The organism is Streptomyces sp. NPDC048211 (genome assembly GCF_043202315.1).
In the GTDB taxonomy this organism is placed as follows: domain Bacteria; phylum Actinomycetota; class Actinomycetes; order Streptomycetales; family Streptomycetaceae; genus Streptomyces.
The window spans coordinates 147,632-164,194 of sequence record NZ_JBIDAD010000003.1; the positions used below are offsets into that span (position 1 = coordinate 147,632).

14 protein-coding genes and 1 pseudogene are annotated in these 16,563 nt (G+C 68.9%); 9 read left to right on the top strand and 6 right to left on the bottom strand.

From position 1 onward, the window contains the following. The first annotated feature begins 120 nt into the window (after positions 1-120). Both ACGFZA_RS13520 and ACGFZA_RS13525 read left to right on the top strand, forming a co-directional pair. Complete coding sequence (locus tag ACGFZA_RS13520; RefSeq protein ID WP_393679004.1) at positions 121-1,017, top strand: hypothetical protein; 897 nt, start codon at positions 121-123, stop codon at positions 1,015-1,017. A 248-nt stretch (positions 1,018-1,265) separates the two neighbouring features. Then, on the top strand, positions 1,266-2,060 hold the full coding sequence (locus ACGFZA_RS13525) for a hypothetical protein (RefSeq protein WP_393679005.1): 795 nt from the start codon (positions 1,266-1,268) through the stop codon (positions 2,058-2,060). A gap of 124 nt (positions 2,061-2,184) precedes the next feature. On the opposite strand, the pseudogene ACGFZA_RS13530 reads toward ACGFZA_RS13525, so the two are convergent. Further along, a pseudogene (locus ACGFZA_RS13530) lies at positions 2,185-2,334 on the bottom strand (IS5/IS1182 family transposase); the annotation flags it as partial. A 53-nt stretch (positions 2,335-2,387) separates the two neighbouring features. Continuing rightward, on the bottom strand, positions 2,388-2,624 hold the full coding sequence (locus ACGFZA_RS13535; protein WP_393679006.1) for a DUF6924 domain-containing protein: 237 nt from the start codon (positions 2,622-2,624) through the stop codon (positions 2,388-2,390). A 1,014-nt stretch (positions 2,625-3,638) separates the two neighbouring features. On the opposite strand from ACGFZA_RS13535, the gene ACGFZA_RS13540 reads away from it, so the two are divergent. The 3 genes from ACGFZA_RS13540 (at position 3,639) to ACGFZA_RS13550 (ending at position 6,243) form a co-directional block, all read left to right on the top strand. Continuing rightward, positions 3,639-4,382: an IPT/TIG domain-containing protein gene (locus ACGFZA_RS13540; protein WP_393679007.1), complete on the top strand. Its 744-nt coding sequence runs from the start codon at positions 3,639-3,641 to the stop codon at positions 4,380-4,382. 256 nt (positions 4,383-4,638) lie between these two features. Further along, positions 4,639-5,580 (top strand): IPT/TIG domain-containing protein, encoded by a 942-nt coding sequence (locus ACGFZA_RS13545; RefSeq protein ID WP_393679008.1) that lies wholly within the window; start codon positions 4,639-4,641, stop codon positions 5,578-5,580. A gap of 198 nt (positions 5,581-5,778) precedes the next feature. Then, entirely contained in the window at positions 5,779-6,243 is a 465-nt protein-coding gene (locus tag ACGFZA_RS13550) for an Ig-like domain-containing protein (protein ID WP_393679009.1), read from the top strand. A gap of 398 nt (positions 6,244-6,641) precedes the next feature. Here ACGFZA_RS13550 and ACGFZA_RS13555 read toward each other — a convergent pair whose 3' ends face one another. Further along, a complete protein-coding gene (locus ACGFZA_RS13555; protein ID WP_393679010.1) occupies positions 6,642-7,811 on the bottom strand; it encodes a HEAT repeat domain-containing protein in 1,170 nt (389 codons plus the stop codon). A gap of 165 nt (positions 7,812-7,976) precedes the next feature. Between ACGFZA_RS13555 and ACGFZA_RS13560 the strand changes: the two genes are divergently transcribed. Continuing rightward, positions 7,977-8,516, top strand: coding sequence for a hypothetical protein (locus ACGFZA_RS13560; protein WP_393679011.1), 540 nt, complete (start codon positions 7,977-7,979; stop codon positions 8,514-8,516). Between the two features lie 1,070 nt (positions 8,517-9,586). On the opposite strand, the gene ACGFZA_RS13565 is transcribed toward ACGFZA_RS13560, so the two are convergent. Further along, positions 9,587-10,042, bottom strand: a complete 456-nt coding sequence (locus tag ACGFZA_RS13565; protein WP_393679012.1) for a MarR family winged helix-turn-helix transcriptional regulator — start codon at positions 10,040-10,042, stop codon at positions 9,587-9,589. A 132-nt stretch (positions 10,043-10,174) separates the two neighbouring features. On the opposite strand from ACGFZA_RS13565, the gene ACGFZA_RS13570 reads away from it, so the two are divergent. Next, positions 10,175-10,390: a hypothetical protein gene (locus ACGFZA_RS13570; protein ID WP_385272311.1), complete on the top strand. Its 216-nt coding sequence runs from the start codon at positions 10,175-10,177 to the stop codon at positions 10,388-10,390. Between the two features lie 335 nt (positions 10,391-10,725). Then, entirely contained in the window at positions 10,726-11,931 is a 1,206-nt protein-coding gene (locus ACGFZA_RS13575; protein ID WP_393679013.1) for an RNA ligase, read from the top strand. Positions 11,932-12,658: 727 nt separating this feature from the next. Here the strand turns inward: ACGFZA_RS13575 and ACGFZA_RS13580 are convergent. Next, positions 12,659-13,558 carry a methyltransferase domain-containing protein gene (locus ACGFZA_RS13580; protein ID WP_393679014.1) on the bottom strand — a complete coding sequence of 300 codons (900 nt, stop codon included), beginning with the start codon at positions 13,556-13,558 and terminating at the stop codon, positions 12,659-12,661. A 575-nt stretch (positions 13,559-14,133) separates the two neighbouring features. Here ACGFZA_RS13580 and ACGFZA_RS13585 point away from each other — a divergent pair. Further along, on the top strand, positions 14,134-15,207 hold the full coding sequence (locus tag ACGFZA_RS13585) for an alpha/beta hydrolase (RefSeq protein ID WP_393679680.1): 1,074 nt from the start codon (positions 14,134-14,136) through the stop codon (positions 15,205-15,207). 595 nt (positions 15,208-15,802) lie between these two features. Here ACGFZA_RS13585 and ACGFZA_RS13590 read toward each other — a convergent pair. Next, positions 15,803-16,381, bottom strand: a complete 579-nt coding sequence (locus ACGFZA_RS13590) for a suppressor of fused domain protein (protein ID WP_393679015.1) — start codon at positions 16,379-16,381, stop codon at positions 15,803-15,805. Between the last annotated feature and the right edge of the window lie 182 nt (positions 16,382-16,563).

Below are 16,563 nucleotides of genomic sequence, written 5' to 3' on the forward strand. Positions count from 1 at the left end.
GACCTTCCTGAGAGAGTACGCGCGCTTGAGGCGTCAATGGCATGCGAGAGGTTCGTAGCCGTGTGGAAGCCTGATGGCGTTGCGGCACGGGTTTGCGCGCGGCCGCATAGCCTGTGGTTCATGAATCTGGATGCTGAACTCAGCGCGCTGGCAGCCCAAGAAGGGCTCGCCGCCGACCTGGTTCGGCGTCTGCTCCGGCACCCGGAAGCCCGCCGCTCGGTCGCGTTGCTGCGCCAGGACCTGACCGAGCAGTTGATCGAGGAGATCATCGAGCTCGGCTCCGCACGTTCCCTCGCGGCCAACTCCTCCGTGCCCGCCCACGTCAGGGCCCGCTTGGCGGAGCACCCTGAGCCGTCGGTCCGGTGCGGGGTCGCCGCAAGTGTCGCGGACGAGCCGCCTGGGTTGCTGGCCCGGTTGGCGGACGATCCGGACCCCTCCGTGCGGTCGTTCCTCGCGATGAACGACCATCTGCCGCCGAAACTGCTGGCTCGCCTGGCCGCAGACCCAGAGCCCAGTGTGCGGTCGTCGATCATCCAGCACTGGCGCGCTGCCCCGGACCGGGTGCGTCGGGCTCTGCTGACCGATGCCGACCCCTACGTCCGCAGGAACGGTGTTCTGGCGTACCCTCCGCCGGCGGACCTGCTGCCAGGGCTGCTCGCTGATCCTGCGACCCGTGCTGCCGCCGTGACGTACGCGGCCCCGTCGCGTGAACTGGCCACCGACCCGGATCCCGCCGTACGCGAGGCCGTCGCTGCCCATCCGGACCTGCCTACCGGTCTGCGTGATCTGCTGAAAGATGACCCGGACATCTTTGTCCGCAACGCGATCTCGGCCCGCCCGGACACCCCGCCGGCTCTTCGTGAGCAGATCGTGGCCACCATGGAGCCCGACAGCCCCCTCGCTGAGTGGGCCCTGTCGTTCCGCCGCAACCCCCACGCGTGTCCCCCACCGGCACCGCCCCCACCGGTATACACCCGCGAACAAGCGGAGACGCTCCTGGCCAAGGCCAACCTGTAGACGTGGCCGGGTCCTCCGGGGCAAGACCCGACATCGGTAGGTCTCCACGCGCTGGGCGAACGGTCCGATGGAACATCTTGCGTTGTGCAGTAACCGCCGAAGCAGAACGGGGTGCCGGCCCACCGCCGCTCGGCTCGCCTGCGCCTGTTCGTGCCGCCCGTCGCCGCCGTGTGGTGCGCCGGGCCTGACGTGTACGCGGCGTTCTATAGTCGCCCGGGTCGACCGTTTTCATGGGGGGTCCCGAACACATGCAATCCAGGAGATCATTGGCCGGCGTCCTGCTGAGCGCCGTCGCCGTGCTGCTGCTCACCGCCTGCGGCACCCAGCAGGCGGGGGCCGGGGCGCCGACGGCCACGGAAGCGCCGCACTGGCAGACGTTCGCGCCGTTCCGCGTGACTGCCGCCCGGCTCTCCGACGGCGGGCGGCAGCTCAGCGTCGACGCAGAGGTGCCAGGCATGGGGAAGACCTGTGCGCGTGGACTGAAGGCTGTCGTGACCTCCACGTCGAAGCGCACGGTGTGGGTGCAGGTCACCTTCTCCGCCCTGACCGGCGACCCGGACGCCGACTGCTCGAAGACCGCGACCGGCACGGGGAAGGTGCGGCTGCCGTCCGCGCTCGGCCACCGCGAACTGGTCGTGGACAACAACACGACGTTCACCGCGGACGACGCCGACCTGCCCGACCTGCGCCTGTGCGGCGACCGCGGCTGCCACCCGGCGCCCACCGGCTGCACGCCCACCTCCTACGATCAGGCGGTGGCGGCGCTCGACGTGCCGAACCACACCTCCCGCGGCGAGGAGCACTGCGACGGGAAGTGGCTGGTGTTCGACGTGTCCTCGCGCATGGGCCCGGCCTGCGCCGAGGGCGAGGCTCCGGGCTGCGGGGCGAGCCTGGGCGACCGGTGGTTCTTCCGGGCCGAGAAGTCGGGCTGGGTGCCTCTCGCACGCGGCACGAAGGCGGGCTGCGCCGACGTGCACCGCGTCGAGCCCGCCTTCCCGGCCGCCCTGTGCGCCGACCTGCCCACGCTTCGACGCTCGAACTGAACACCATGCCAGGCCCGTCGCGCTGTACGGCCCGCAGTCTGATCACACGCGACAAACTCGGGCGTCCAGTAGGGCTTTGTCACGTACCTGAACAGTTGCTCGCCTGGTTGTTTCCTGTCGGGATGGACGAATACGCCTTGTCCGCGAGAACCGTCGCGGGTGTCGTTCGCGGTCTACCGACCGGCCGAGGCACCCGGGCCCCCGCCCCCATCACCTCCGGGAATGCCGGGGCGTCACCAGCCTGGCCAGGGGTGGTAACGATGGCCAGCGGGCGGTAGGGACGAACGACTCCGTTTCTGCCGAGGCGACGGCCGCCCGCTGTTCCGGTCAGATGGGCCGCAGTACGTGATCAGGCTCTTCGGCGGCGGCCCCGGCGTACCCTGCGAAGTTCACGTTGCCGAGCGCCAGGTCCAACTGGACGCCGTGCACGGCGGCGGGTACGGCTCGAAACTCCCTGGGCTCCGGAGACTCGATGAGTAGTTCCTGGTAGTAAACGGGGTCAAGCGTGCTCTCGTCCTCCCAATGGGTCGGCAGAGCCAGCAGCGCCCGCGTCGGCAACTGCATCGTTTCGCGGTCAGTGAGCCCTGTCCGCCCGCACGCGGTCGGGGAGGACACGTTGGCCGCGCGGGCCCGCACTGTCCCGCCGCGATCACGATCGGCATGGGCCTTTGGCCCTGCTCGACGGCCAGGCGCAGCTTGGTGGTGAACCCGCCATACATACATCCCAGCCCGTGATCACCCGGCTCGGCGAACACGCCACCGGCGGTCTTCTCGGCAGGTCAGCCCGCTTCCGGGCTCCGGCCGCATGCTGATGGGCGGGCATACCCTGGAGTCGACGCCAAGGTCCCACGCAATCGCGCCCTTCGCGTCGGCCAGTGACTGGAGTCGGGTGAGGACCCGGCGCCGACTGCCGTCCCGCTGCCACCGGTGGAACAAGTCGTAGCCCCGGCCACCACGGCCCCGTACTCGACGGGCGCGTCCTCTGGGGAACACCGCTCCGACCCCGGAACGCACGTCCGGACCCGGAACCGTATGTCGTCGATCAACTACTGCCGGGACCAGACGGGCGGCCGCATCGCATTCGTCCCCTTCGGTAACGCCGACTCCAGTACTGCCCGCTCATCCGTGAGGCCCGTCGGACGCGTGAACCGAGATCAGTCACAGCCCGAGACCCGCTTTCGATACGCGGCCAAGCGCACGGCCGCGCTCCATAGTTCATGACCACAGGTGGCCGTTGCCGAGCGCTCCCGGCACGGCCCGGCAGGTGACTGTGTACCACCGGAACGCGCTGCCGCACGCCGGGCGCGCTCCGCCAAACGGTTGATACCGCGTCAATTCCCTTGGTAGAGGAATCACTCTGATGGGTCAATTCAGTTGTCTGCAGCAATGGGTGATGGTCCATCGAGTCCTCGCGGACAAGCCTCCCTCACGGGACTGAAGTCATCCCGTCCGGACGGGCCTCCGCACATCCCCATCTGCCAGTGGGCCGACCTATCGGCCTGGGCCGGTTCGGCACGTCCGTGGATCGGAACACCCAGTCGCTGCTCGGAGAAGACATCCGAGTGAGAGGAACCCCTCATGCCCATCAGTCCCAACCAAGGCTCCACCAGCGGCGGAACAACCGTCACCATCACAGGCGTGAACCTGTCCGGTGCCACCGCCGTCCACTTCGGGTCCCGGACGGCCACGATCACCGCGAACACCCCGACCTCGATCACCGTCATCGACTCCGCGGGCTGCGGCGTCGTCGACGTCAATGTGACGACCGCGGGAGGGACGAGCAACTCGCTCCCCTTCTTCTACATCAGCCCGCCGATCGCGGTATCCCTCGGCCCGGACTCCGGTCCCACCGCAGGCGGCAACACGGTCGACATCAACGGCTACGGCCTCTCCACGGCCGGCAACGTGACCTTCGGCTCCAACAGCGCGACTCCGACGGTCGTCTCGGACAGCCAACTGTCGGTGGTGGTTCCGTCCGGTAGCTCCAGCGGTTCCGTCGACGTGACCGTCGCCACCACCGGGGGTACGACCGCTCCCCTCACGTACACCTACGTCGACGCGCCGACACTGGTCTCGCTCACACCTGCCTCGGGATCGGCTTCCGGCGGCACCTCCGTGACCGTCAACGGCACCGGCCTCACCTCCACCACGGACGTCACCTTCGGCGGCACCACCGCATCCTTCGCAGTACTGAACAACACCACCCTGGTGGCCGTCACGCCGCCCGGCACCGCAGGTTCCGTCGATGTCGTCGTGACCACCAAGGGTGGCAGCGCCACCGTCAGCGACGGCTTCACCTACACGTCCGGCCCCGGCATCTGACGGCGTCTCGAACGGCACAGCCGCGCATGGCCTCGGTTGACTCCCGTCCACCGGCCCATGCCCAGTGAAGCGCTGCGGGCGGCACCTACGCCCGCCCGCACCGCTTCCGCGCCCCAGCCCGCGCTCCGCAGTCCGCAGTCCGCAGTCCGCAGTCCGCAGTCCAGCCAGGCCGACCACACGCCTTGGAGTCACCGTGGCCCCTCCCGTCCTCACCTCGGTCGTACCCAACACGGGTCCCTCTGCAGGCACCAATCCCGTGACCCTCAGCGGAAGCCAGTTCACCGGTGCCATCGCCGTCACGTTCGGCTCCGCAGCCGCCCTGTCCTACACGGTCAACACCCCGTCGACCATCACGGCGACCGTCCCACCCGGAACCGGCACGGTGAACGTCACCGTGCGCACACCAGGCGGACTCAGCAACGCCCTTGCCTACGCCTACGCACCCACGCCGGCTCTCAGCGCGATCACGCCGAACCAGGGGCCGACGTCCGGCGGGACCAGCGTGATCCTTACCGGCACCGGCCTCACCGGAACCACGGCCGTCACCTTCGGCAGCACCCCCGCAACCTCCTACACCGTCAACTCCGCCACCCAGATCACCGCCGTCGCCCCGGCCGGCACCGGCGCGGTGGCGGTCACCGCGACCACCGTCGGCGGCACCTCGGGCCCGGTGTTCTTCTACTACATCAACGCGCCCTCGCTGCTTTCCGTCTCACCGACCGAGGGGCCGACGTCCGGCGGGACCAGCGTGATCCTCACCGGCACCGGCCTCACCGGAACCACCGCCGTCACCTTCGGCAGCACCCCCGCAACCTCCTACACCGTCAACTCCGCCACCCAGATCACCGCCGTCACCCCGCCCGGTACCGGCTCCGTCCCGTGCACCGTCACCGGTCCCGGCGGCACCAGCAACTCCGTCATCTACAGCTATCTGGCGGCGCCTGCGCTCACCGCGCTCTCGCCCTCGCAGGGGCCGACGGACGCGGGCGCCTCCGTGACCCTGACGGGCACCGGGCTGACCACGACACTCGCGGTCCGCTTCGGCACCACACCGGCGGCCTTCACCGTGGTGTCGGACACGACTGCGATCGCGATCGCCCCCGCGGGACCGGCGGGTTCAGTACTGGTGAGCGTCACCACGTCGGGTGGCACCAGTAACTCGCTCGCCTACCAGCGCGTCGCGCCCCCCGCGATCTAACCGTCGGCATCGGCGCCACCGCTCGTCGCCATTCGAGCGAGCTGATGACTCAGGTGGGTCCACCAGGACCCGCGCCTACCGCATATGCCAACAAAAGCGGCCTAAGGTCACGCCCCGAACCGTCAGGCGGGTCCCGCTCGACGATCAGACCTAGGAGGCCCCTCAGTGAAAACACGTCTTGCACGCAAAGTCGGACTCGTGGTCACCGTAGCGGCGGCAACACTGCTGTCCCTCGCTACATCCGCTGCAGCCGCCGATCCCTCGTCGACCACGGTCCAGGCCACGCCTGCCGCGGCGACGACCGGGCAGTTGGTGACCCTCGACGCGACGGTGACCTGCAGCTCGGACCCGAGCGACGGCCTCGGCGTGTCGTTCTTCGACGGCACGGAACTCCTGGCGACCGCACCCGTCTCCACCGACGGGCACTCCTCACTGACCACCGGTTTCACGACCACCGGAACACGCACCATCACCGCCGCCTACAACGGCGACGACAGTTGCAGCGCTTCACACGGCACCACCACCATCACCGTGTCCCAAGCCCCGCCTCCTCCGGCCGACAACCCGGGCTGCCTGCTGTGCGGGCTGATCGGATTTCACGTCGGAGACGTCCAGAACGTGGTCAACGTCAACAGCCACAATGTGACGCGCATCGACAAGTGAGCCCGGCCGCCGGGCCGCTGGACGCGCGAGGGGTGCCACGGGCCGTGGCACCCCTCGTCCGTCCGTGACGAGGGCACCCACCGGGCGGATGTCCGGGGCCGGCCGCGCCGGTGAGAACGGGGGGTCCCGGCGAGGCCGGGGTGGAGGCGAATGTACTCGGCGACGGACGCGCACTTCGGCCCGGAGAGCGTGATGCTCGCGCGTCGGCAGCAGGTGGCCGGTCCTGAGCCGACTGCGGCTGTACGCGGCCTCGGCTCGGACCGACGCAAGGCAATGCGTGTCGCAGCCTCCCGATCTCCCGACATCAGCTCTTGGAACACGCCTGCACCCAAGCGTGCTGCTCTCCAGCCCATCCTCGTGCCGCCATTCCGCGGACCGGGCGAACTGGGCGAACAGGGTCACAGCAACGCCGCGATGCCCTCCCGGTTCTCCGGCAGCCCGGCCGCGCGAAACCACAACACGTTCCCCGCGACGGAGGCCGTCGCCTCGTCGGTGTCCACAAAGGCCCGCAACAGGTCACGTTGGGCGAGGGTGAGCGGGTGGGCCGGGTCGTATCCACCGGCAAACGCTCTGAACAGGATCGGCCCGCATTCGTAGTCGATGATCGACATGCCGCCCGCGGCCACGATGGTGACCGCCACAGGTGCCACCTCCTCGAAGGTTTCGGCCAGGGCGAGAGCGGACCGCAGCACCGTGAACCGGAACCACCCGTCGAGCCCGGGCAACGGCTCGGGGAACCAGCCGTCCGTCGTCCGCGGGTCGCGCAGAGCGTCGAGGAGGACGGCGAGAACACGTGGCCGATCAGCATGCGCAGGACCGAGCGCGGCGCAGACCCGCACGGCCGGGTCGGAATCGGCGAGCAGGTCGGAGGTGTCGACCCCCCACACGCCGAGCGCCCGCGCCACGCTCGCGCGCTCCCGTCGCCCCGCCGCATCGCCCAGTCGTGCCTGTAGCAGCCTCGCGGCCCGCGGTATCCGGTCGGCAAGCCCTGGGGCGAAGAGGAACTGCACCGCGGCGCCGAGCGCGGCTTCGCGGACGTGGGGATCGGGAGAAGAGAGAAACGGCTCGACGGCGTCGTACAGGGTGGGGCGTATCCCCCGACAGGCGTGCAATGCGGCGAGCTCCTCGGGGTCGTGTTCGCGTCGTGTCTCGTCGTGCCAGGGCACCCATTGCCAGTCGGTTCGGGCGCGCATCGGGTCCTCCCCGTAGGTGGCCGACTCGGCAACCTGCCCGAGCCAGACGAGCAGAGCGGCCCGCAGGCTGCGCGGCGGCCCGTCGTCCCACGGGAAGTGCCCCCCGTGCTCGGCCAGGCTTATCGGGTGTTCGAGGATCGCGGCGACGAACAGCGCCGCGGGCGCGGTGACGGTGTACAGCGACCCTTGGTGCAGCACACCCATGTCCAGCGCGGCCAAAGCCTTGGACCGAATCTCGGGATCCTCGTCCACGAGGGCGCACAGGGAGCCCGGTACGTCCTCAGCGGAGCCGTAGGCGTGCTGGAGGGACCCCCAGTTCGTTCGCAGCAACAGTTCGCGGGCCGTTTCCGGCAGCCCGCTCAGGATTCGCGCCATCCGGGCACTCCCGCTATCGGTCATACACGCACCCTGCCATCCCCCACTGACAACGCTCCCTCCCCGGTGGCGATACGAGCGGGGCACGCCCCCGCTCTGCCGGTCAGTCCGCTGTGTTCGCATCCTCGACAGAGCGCTGCGCTCCTGCTTCGCCAGGGTGCGACCATGGCCACCGTCCACGCCCACGAACCCGCCCTGCTGGACCCCAAAGGCCCCGCGATCACAGCAATCGCGTGCACCGTCGGCGCGGTCCTGTCGCTCGGAGCGGGAGGGGCCTTTGCCTACATCACCGTCCACACTGTCGCCGACTTCAATGAGACCGGCAGTGGGTGGGTATGGGCCGGCGTCGGCCTTGCGCTGGTCGCGGCGTTCGTCGCCTACGTCGGGTTGTCCACGATCCTCTTCGCCCGTGCGGAACGACAGGCCACGCTGCAGCTCGCCGTCTTCGGGGTCGACGCGACTGCCCTGGTACTGACAGTCGCCTCCGCCCCGCCGACCAACGACAACTACTACCAGGTCCGGCTCCTGATGCGATTCAACGGCCCCGGTTTCGAACCCTTCGAGTGCGCCAGCGAAGTCCCGAAGTACCAATTCGGCAGGGCCACTCAGGGGACGGTACTGCCCGCCCGGGTCAATCCGGTCACCCGCGCGTTCACCATCGAGCGACCGCCTGCGCCCTCGGCCCCCACAGCCGGAAACACATAGCTAAGGGCTGTCCCGTTATCCCTGGTGGATCAGCGCGCGGCGTCAGATGCGGTGCATCGCAAGGCGGAGGGGCGTCCGCATACTGGATGTATTCGGATGTTCCGACAACGCGGCGAGGTGCCGTAGCTGTCGTCGTGCGCCCGCCAGGGATTACGGGACAGCCCTTAGCATGTTGATCACGCCCATAGCTTCGAAGCTGCCAGCCGGGCGGTTGACTTGTTCTGTTCGCCTCGGGGCCGGGAGTCCGGCTCGTCAAAGTCGTGACAGTGGAGAGGGTCAAGTCATGCTGACCGCGTCTGTCAGGTACTCGGCACAGTGTTCCGGCTGCGGTTCGGAGCTGGAGTGCGTCGGCGTTCAGGCGTTGGTCGGACACAGCCTCGAATGGGACATCGGCTACCACTGCTCCGGCTGCGGTGACGCTCTGTTCGAGTGCGGGCCAATAGGAAGCGCCCTACCGCACGACCTGCGCCGGCGCCTTCTGGCCGAGCACGGCGAGGCACGACTCGTACTCCGTGATCCTCACGCCAGTCCGGTTCGCGTGATGAAGGTTCTTCGCGCCGAACTCGGCGGGGATCTGGCCCAGACGAAGAGGACACTCCAACAGATCCGGGTCGGCATGTTCGTAGGGACGATGCCCGAGGTGGCTCTCCTCGCCCTTCGACTGCGTGCCGCTGGTGTCGAGGCTGAGGCCGAGTGTCCGCGACAGCCCGACGAGGACTCAGCCGGTCGGCCACCGTCAGCCGCTGATCCGCCGCAACCGCGGCACCGGTGAGGAGTCCAGGAGTAGCACCGCAGGCCGGGCGAGGGCAGGTTGGACGTGATGCGGAGGCTTCTCGTCCCACCCGGTGCCGTGATGCGATCCGCCGAATTCCCCACCACGACCGGAGTCGCCACGCGCTCGCTCACCCCCGGCCGCTTCCCGGCCTCACCGAGGTTGCAGCCCGCGACCCAGCCGTCTCATCTTCGGAACCGGCAGGTCTCCGCGCCTGCTGACCGGAAGAAGCGATACCTGTCCGGGCACACGTGAGGACGGCGACGGGCGAGGTGGCCGGCGCCCCGAGGACGGAGTATCAGTTGATGGCCGAGTCGCTCTGATCGACGGGCTCGCTCAGCAGCTCGCTCGCCGCCCGGTGAACCTTCGCCAGGGCGTTCAGGAGGGTTTCGCGTTCGTCTTCGGTCAGATCCGCGGTGACCCTCTCCTCGATCAACCGCCTTTCCGCTTCGACCGGTTTCTGGAGCACACGCCCCGCGTCAGTGAGCCAGAGCCGGACGAGGCGGTTGTCCCGGTCGTCGCGGCGACGGGTGAGCAGCCCGGCCGTTGTCATCCGGTCAGCCATCTTGACGACGGTGGGCGTGGTGACGTTCAGCGCCGCGGCGACTTCGCCGGGAGTGCTGCCGTCCCGCTCCCACAGCAGCGCGAGCAGGTAGTTCTGTCCGACGTGCAGTCCATGGCGTCGCATGGCCGCGTCGGCCAGGGCCCGGAGCACCTTCGACGTTCTGCCGTGCATGTCCAGGAACTCAGACATCGGTGCCTTTCGGTGATGAGCGGGAGCGGCTTCGCGAGCGAAGCAAAGTCGATTGAAGGGTAATCATTCACCGGCTAACGTCCCCGTCGACTCGTTGGACGGCAAACGACTCAGGGAAGCCCCTGATGATAAGTGACCACACCGGCCGAGGCCGTACGTTTCCGCTTCCCCAACGGGGCGCCCCAAGCCCTCGCCGATGCCCTCGCCGAAGGCTTCCAGCTCATGCGCGCCGACACCGTCGGGTTCCGGACAAACTCCGTCGAGCACCTTCTCGGACGCAAGCCGCGTACCTTCGCGGACTGGTGCGCGCGGCATGCCGATGCGTTCCGACGGGACATAACCGCCTGAGCCGGCGGACACTCGCGCCCCCCTTCTCCGCGACTCGATAGACCGGTGATCTCGCCACGCAGGTCCGCGCCACCCGCCCGGTAGGCCTGCCCCTCGAAGCGCGCCATCGAAGATGACTGCCCGCGGCGACAGGGCCGAGCACCAACCTCGGGTAGGTGACCGGGTTATCCTCCAGGCGGTCGATCCCGTTCTCCATACCGCAAGGTCAGAGACTGTGCCGTACCCCCTGGTGGATCGGCGCACGGCGTCTGCCGCACTGCCTCACGTGGCAGAGGGGCGCCGGGCGAGGTGAACGGTGCCGTTCCGCACCCATCAGCACCCGAACCCCTGGAGACATGATGGTCATACTCGGCGACTTGTTCGACCCCGCCGATCTGGCTGCGGCCATCGAAGCCGGTCACGTGACCCGCCGACCGCACCCGACGCTGCCCCTGTCGATCTACACATACACACGTGCAGCCCAGTACGCCGCCGCGTGGACGCCGGTCACCCTCAGATGCCGCGGCCTCGTCGCGGACGACCGGAACGGTCAGGTCGTTGCCCACTGCCTGCCGAAGTTCTTCAACACGGTTGAGCACCACCATGACAAGCCCTATGCTCCCGCCCTCCCCGACGAGCCGTTCGAGGTGTACGAGAAGGTCGACGGATCGCTCGGCATCGTCTTCCACTACGCCGGTCAGTGGCACGCCGCGTCGAAGGGGTCGTTCGCCGGCGAGCAGGCAACGTGGGCGCAACAGTGGATCGACGCCCACGACACGAGCCTCCTGGTCGAGGGCTTCACCTACATCGCAGAGATCATCTACCCGGAGAACCGGATCGTCGTCGACTACGGCGACCGGAGCGACATGGTTCTCCTCACGGCGTTCGACAGCTCCGGTAAGGAGATTCGGCTGTCGTCGGTTGCCGACCACTGGGAGCCGATCGGGTCGGTCATCCGTACCTGGGGCGCTGTGCCGCTGCCGGACCTCCTGAAGCTGACCGAGGCGAATGCCCGCCCGGACGGCCGGCCGGTTTCCGGAATGGCCGCGGAGGGCTACGTCATTCGCTACGCCTCCGGGCTGCGGACGAAGGCGAAGTTCGCCGACTACGTGCGCCTCCACAAGATACTTACCGGCATCACGGAGCGGGACATCTGGCGTTACCTCGGTATGCAGCGATTCGCCGACCAGGATCCGAAGAGCGTGGCGAAGGCGCTCGGCTGCCCGGTAGCGGAGGTTGCCGCGTTCGGCGCGGCGGGCGTGGGACCGCTCGACGCTCTGCTGGAGCAGGTGCCCGACGAGTTCGACGCCTGGGTGCGCAGTGTCGCCGCCAGCCTGGACAGCCATGCTGCCGAGTGCGAGGTACAGACAAACCAGGAGTACGCGGTGATTGCGCATCTTGCGGGCGACCGGGGGGAGTTCGCCCGCGCCGCACAGCGCGTCAAGGACCATGGTGTGCGTGCCGCCATGTTCCTCATGCTCGACGACAAACCGACGGGGCTGCATCTATGGCGGTCGATCAGGCCCGAGACGTCGGCCGCGTTCGCCGCCGACCCCCTCTGACGTCCCCGTGCTACATCGGTTCCGTCCGTGGCCGATGCCTTCCAGGACGAGTGCTGCCCGGCGCGACGGCCCCGCCGGTGCGGGGTACGGCGCCCGGGTTCGACCAGGTCGGCCCGCCTGGCGGTCACGCGGTGAACCGCCGGGCGCCCAGCGCGGTTTCGATTGTCATGAGAGCGTCGGCGAGTCCGTCCATGAGCCCGGGGGCTGCCGCCGGGGACCTTGCCGACAGCGCGACGCGGCAGCGGCCACCAGGGCTCGATGTCGGCCCGGTCGGACAGCAGGAGTCGCATCCGCGCAACGTCGCCGAAGGTGCGCTTCGCTCAGAACAAGGCAGCCTCGTTGGGGGGCGGGCACTGCTCGGCCTGCTCCACCACGTCGTAGCGGATCGTCATGCCGGTGGAGTCGCATCCGGTCGCCCCGCACCCATGAGTCCAGGGCTGTCACATACGTCGCGGCCACAGCCGATCCGTTCCTCGAACGTCGAGTCGCCGAGGCTGGAATGTCGCTCTGTCATGCGCCGAACGGCACGACCGTAGTGATCAGGGACCATGCGTGGCCGGGCTCGGCCGCCCACGCGGATCACGGCCGGTCGAGAACTCCATGATCATGGCCTCCGTCGCGCGTGCGCGGACTGATCCGGCTCCGGTGACACGCCGCGCGCACGTGCGCGAGCTGTCCGGTCTTCCTCAGCGAACAGCTCGGTGGGCACGTCGGGCAACGCCTCGATTCATACCTGGCCGAGCACCGGAGGGTGTTCGACCGGGCGGCGGCCCCAGGCCGAGATCAGTGGCGCGAGTGTCAGGTCGAGCCGGCCCGAGTCGATGGCGGCCAGGTGCGCGTCGATCTCGGCCTCGTCGGCCAGGCCCGCCGCGAGCAGCTCGCCGCGCACGTGCCGGATCGTCGACGCCTCCAGCCGGTCGCAGGCCATCCCACCGACCGGGAAGGAGCCCGCCGCGGCAACATCCACCAGACCGGCATCACGCAGTGCCCGTGGCAGTGTCCGGCCGTAGCTCAGGTCCGCGCCGCGGCGTGTCAGCAGCTCTCTGACCGCGTCGCGAAGCCGGTTGGCGCGCTGTTGCGCGGGGCCGCTGTCGTCCAGGCACGCCAGCGGCTGCAGAGCGGTGTCGGCGTCCTCGACGAGCAGCCGGCCGCCGGGCCGCAGCGCTGCCACCATCGTGGCCAACGCACGAGCCCGGTCGGGTACATGGACCAGCACGAGCCGCGCGTGCACCAGGTCGAACGTCCCCGGCTCCGGGGGCGGATCTGCGGCGACGTCATGCCGGCGCACCTCGTACCCGTCGCCCGTCCTCAGCCACGACGGGTCGATATCCGTGGCCAGCACGTGCCCTGTCGGACCGACGACCGCCGAGAGCGCCTCCGGAACACTGGGGCCGCCGGCCCCCACCTCCCAGACGCGCGAGCCGGCCGTGACCCCGAGCCGATCGAAGTGCCTGCGCGTCACCCCGTCGAACAGCTCGGCCAGCCAGACGAATCGCTCTCCCGCCTCGGCACGCGCGTTGTCCAGCAAGTACCCGCGGGCGGGGGCGGACTCTCCGCCCCACGCGGCAGTCCCGTCTGTCGGATCCGGTCGGCCACCGACGTGCGGTGGGCGGGGAAGGGAGGTCATGACCACATAGTCAACCTTTCCGGGTCACCCGCGCCACGACGACGGGAGAGGGATGCCTCACACAGCCGCCGAACCCCTCACGTCTTCCAGCACCGTTCTGCACCGCATCGTCCTGTGCGCGGGGAAGGCTCCATGCCATGAGGCCCTCACGGGCTGCGCACCCGGTGCGGGACGGCGTGCGTACCGGACTGTCGTCCACTGCAGGTTCGAACCGTTCCGGACGCCTCCGGTCACGACACAGCGACCAGGCGAAAGGCAGCGCCAGTCGCTGCCGTTCGGTTGCCACACCATGCGGCACTGTGCGACCGGGTCGGCGAACCGCATGACACGGCCCAGCTCCCGCAGTCGTCCAGTGGGGGCCTGGGGCGTTGTCCACAGCGTGGCCCTCCTCCTCGCCGCTTGGCCGGACCACCTCAAGTACGGCAGCACAGACGGTACTTCGCCCAGCCGACGTCACTCCATCCGTGGTACCACAGAGGCTGTTTGCCAGGTCGAGTGTCGAACGGGGTGTCGTGGTGGCTGTGGGCTATCTGGTGACCGTGGTGTTGGCCATATTGATTGTGGTGTTCTGCTTGGTGCGCATACGCGGGCCGAAACCGCTCTTCTATTTCAGCTACCGCCTCGGCCTGGTCTTCAACGAGATCCCGCACGTCGCTGTCTACGCACTGGTGGCATCGACGGCGCTGGCCTTCTCGGAGGGCGATATCGCCACTGTCGGCGACCGGGTGAGCGTGGGCGTGGCAGCGGTCGCGGCTGCCGGGCTCGCGGTGGTCGCCCTGCGCGGGGTGCGGACGGCGTCCGTGGTGCGTGTGGCCCTGGACGACGCGCTCGGCTCCGGCACGGGGACGCGCCGACGCCCGCCGCTGGCACGCATCCTGCTCAGGCCCGTCTTCCGCCGTCGCCGTGACGTCCGGCGGGTGGCCAATCTCAGCTACGGGGACGGAGGCCGCCGCAACCTCCTCGACGTCTACCACCACCGCTCGCGCCCCGAGGGCGGCTCCGTAATGATCCACTTCCATGGTGGCCACTACGACCAGGGCCGGAAGGACACCCAGTCGCTACCCCTGCTCTACCGGCTCGCCGGCCAGGGTTGGGTCTGCATCAGCGCCAACTACCGGCTGCGGCCCGATTTCCCGCATCCCGCCCATCTGATCGACGCGAAGAAGGTCATCGCCTGGGCGCGCGAACACGCGGCGGAGTACGGCGCGGCGCCTGCGGCGGCCGTGTTCGTGGCGGGTAGCTCGGCGGGTGGGCACATGGCGGCCCAGGCCGCTCTGACGCCCAATGAACCGGCCTACCAGCCCGGGTTCGAGGAGGCTGACACGTCGGTGACCGCCGCCGTCCCGCTCAACGGCTTTCTCGCGGAGTACTTCGACGGCGACCCTGCGACCTCGCCGGTGAACCTCGTCCGAGCGGATGCCCCACCGTTCCTCATCGCGCACGGGGACATGGACGAGCTGGTGGACACCGAGAACCCCAGGGCGCTCGTCACCGCTCTGCGCTCCGTCTCCACCTCGCCGGTCGTGTACGTCGAACTTCCCGGCGCGCACCATGCCTTCGACCTCTTCCACTCGTTCCGGTTCGAGGCGCTGATCGACGGCATCGAGGATTTCGCCGCGTGGGTGACGGCCCGGAAGGAGTCGGCCTAAGGGCTGTCCCGTAATCCCTGGCGGGCGCACGACGACAGCTACGGCACCTCTCCCCCGTAGCCTCAACGGCACGGGGGGACCCCCTCCGTTGTCGGAACGCCCGAATACATCCAGTATGCGGACGCCCCTCCGCCTTGCGATGCACCGCATCTGACGCCGCGCGCTGATCCACCAGGGATAACGGGACAGCCCTTAGGAACGCTTCGCACGATCCTGTTGATGTGACCTGGTCGGACTTGTTGCCGGGGTGCCGACTGGACAGTGGATTGCAGGCGATGAGCTCGGGGCGTTGATCGCGCCGTTGTTTTGCCGGGGCGGACGAGGTTGCCCCGGACTCGCCCGCCCACCCCGCGCCGCCGACGGGCCATGCCCGACGTGATCGCCGTGCTGCGGAAGCATCGAGCGGAATTCGGGGCCGGACCTTCGGCCGGGCATGGCAGCTTTGAGGGTGGGCCCGCAGTCACGACGCGGACCCACCCGCGCCCCAAGCGGCCTGCCGCAGCCCTGCACCGCCCACCCGCACCGCCGCGTTGCACCGAGGCGGCGGGTGGACGGCCGGAACGCCGTAACCGCCGGGAGCGGTTCGGTCTGCCTCTCACACCACCGATGCCCGGAAAGGATCAGTGGGAATGATCTCCGCCTCGTCGAAAAGCTGCTCCAACGCCTCATGACCCTCACGCCTGCGGAACTCGATCTCGGCCGCCGTCACCGGCAGGGTCCACAGGATGCGGGCATGCCCCGCAGGCAGCGGACAGTGTTCGAGGTCAGGTCCATGGAGATAGGGCAGGCTGATCAGCAGGTGGTCGCAGGTCGAGCCCGGCACCCATGGTTCACCGATCGGCATACTGTGCTCGAGGTCGAGCCGATGCCCACCGCAGTGGTAGTACGCGATCATGGCCATGAGATCGACAAACCGCTGATCGCGGACATGAGTGGTCATGACGAACTCAAGCCCCTGACCGTCACTCTCCCTCGCACCCCAGCACCCGGCTGTCACATAGGCCCATCCGGCGCTGCCTGGACCGGGGCCGACAACGAGAACGCGTAGATCGGGCACGACCTCGCGCCGTTCCGGCCCGAGGTCGCAGACGACTGCCTCAACGGAATGGCCGTGGAAGAACGCCCGAACATGTGACTCGACGGTTTCGACGGCCAGGAGCCTCGCATCACTCACCGCGCGATCCACGCAAGGAGATCGATGGGACATTCATCAGCTTCCATGGCGCCGAGGCCGGATGGCAGCACCAGTTCGACTGGAGAGACGGTGACCTGACTCATGAGCCGAGACGCTCCGCTGGGCGCGTTCCCCGAGGTGGGGTCGCCCAAGTTGAAGTACTTGCTCACATCAGCCTCTCA

What these genes read in the sequence shown, in the direction of transcription:
- ACGFZA_RS13520 (WP_393679004.1), top strand. Translation starts at nt 121, where the DNA reads ATGAATCTGGATGCTGAACTCAGCGCGCTGGCAGCCCAAGAAGGGCTC.
- ACGFZA_RS13525 (WP_393679005.1), top strand. Translation starts at nt 1,266, where the DNA reads ATGCAATCCAGGAGATCATTGGCCGGCGTCCTGCTGAGCGCCGTCGCC.
- ACGFZA_RS13535 (WP_393679006.1), bottom strand. Translation starts at nt 2,624, where the DNA reads ATGCAGTTGCCGACGCGGGCGCTGCTGGCTCTGCCGACCCATTGGGAG.
- ACGFZA_RS13540 (WP_393679007.1), top strand. Translation starts at nt 3,639, where the DNA reads ATGCCCATCAGTCCCAACCAAGGCTCCACCAGCGGCGGAACAACCGTC.
- ACGFZA_RS13555 (WP_393679010.1), bottom strand. Translation starts at nt 7,811, where the DNA reads ATGGCGCGAATCCTGAGCGGGCTGCCGGAAACGGCCCGCGAACTGTTG.
- ACGFZA_RS13560 (WP_393679011.1), top strand. Translation starts at nt 7,977, where the DNA reads ATGGCCACCGTCCACGCCCACGAACCCGCCCTGCTGGACCCCAAAGGC.
- ACGFZA_RS13565 (WP_393679012.1), bottom strand. Translation starts at nt 10,042, where the DNA reads ATGTCTGAGTTCCTGGACATGCACGGCAGAACGTCGAAGGTGCTCCGG.
- ACGFZA_RS13575 (WP_393679013.1), top strand. Translation starts at nt 10,726, where the DNA reads ATGATGGTCATACTCGGCGACTTGTTCGACCCCGCCGATCTGGCTGCG.
- ACGFZA_RS13580 (WP_393679014.1), bottom strand. Translation starts at nt 13,558, where the DNA reads ATGACCTCCCTTCCCCGCCCACCGCACGTCGGTGGCCGACCGGATCCG.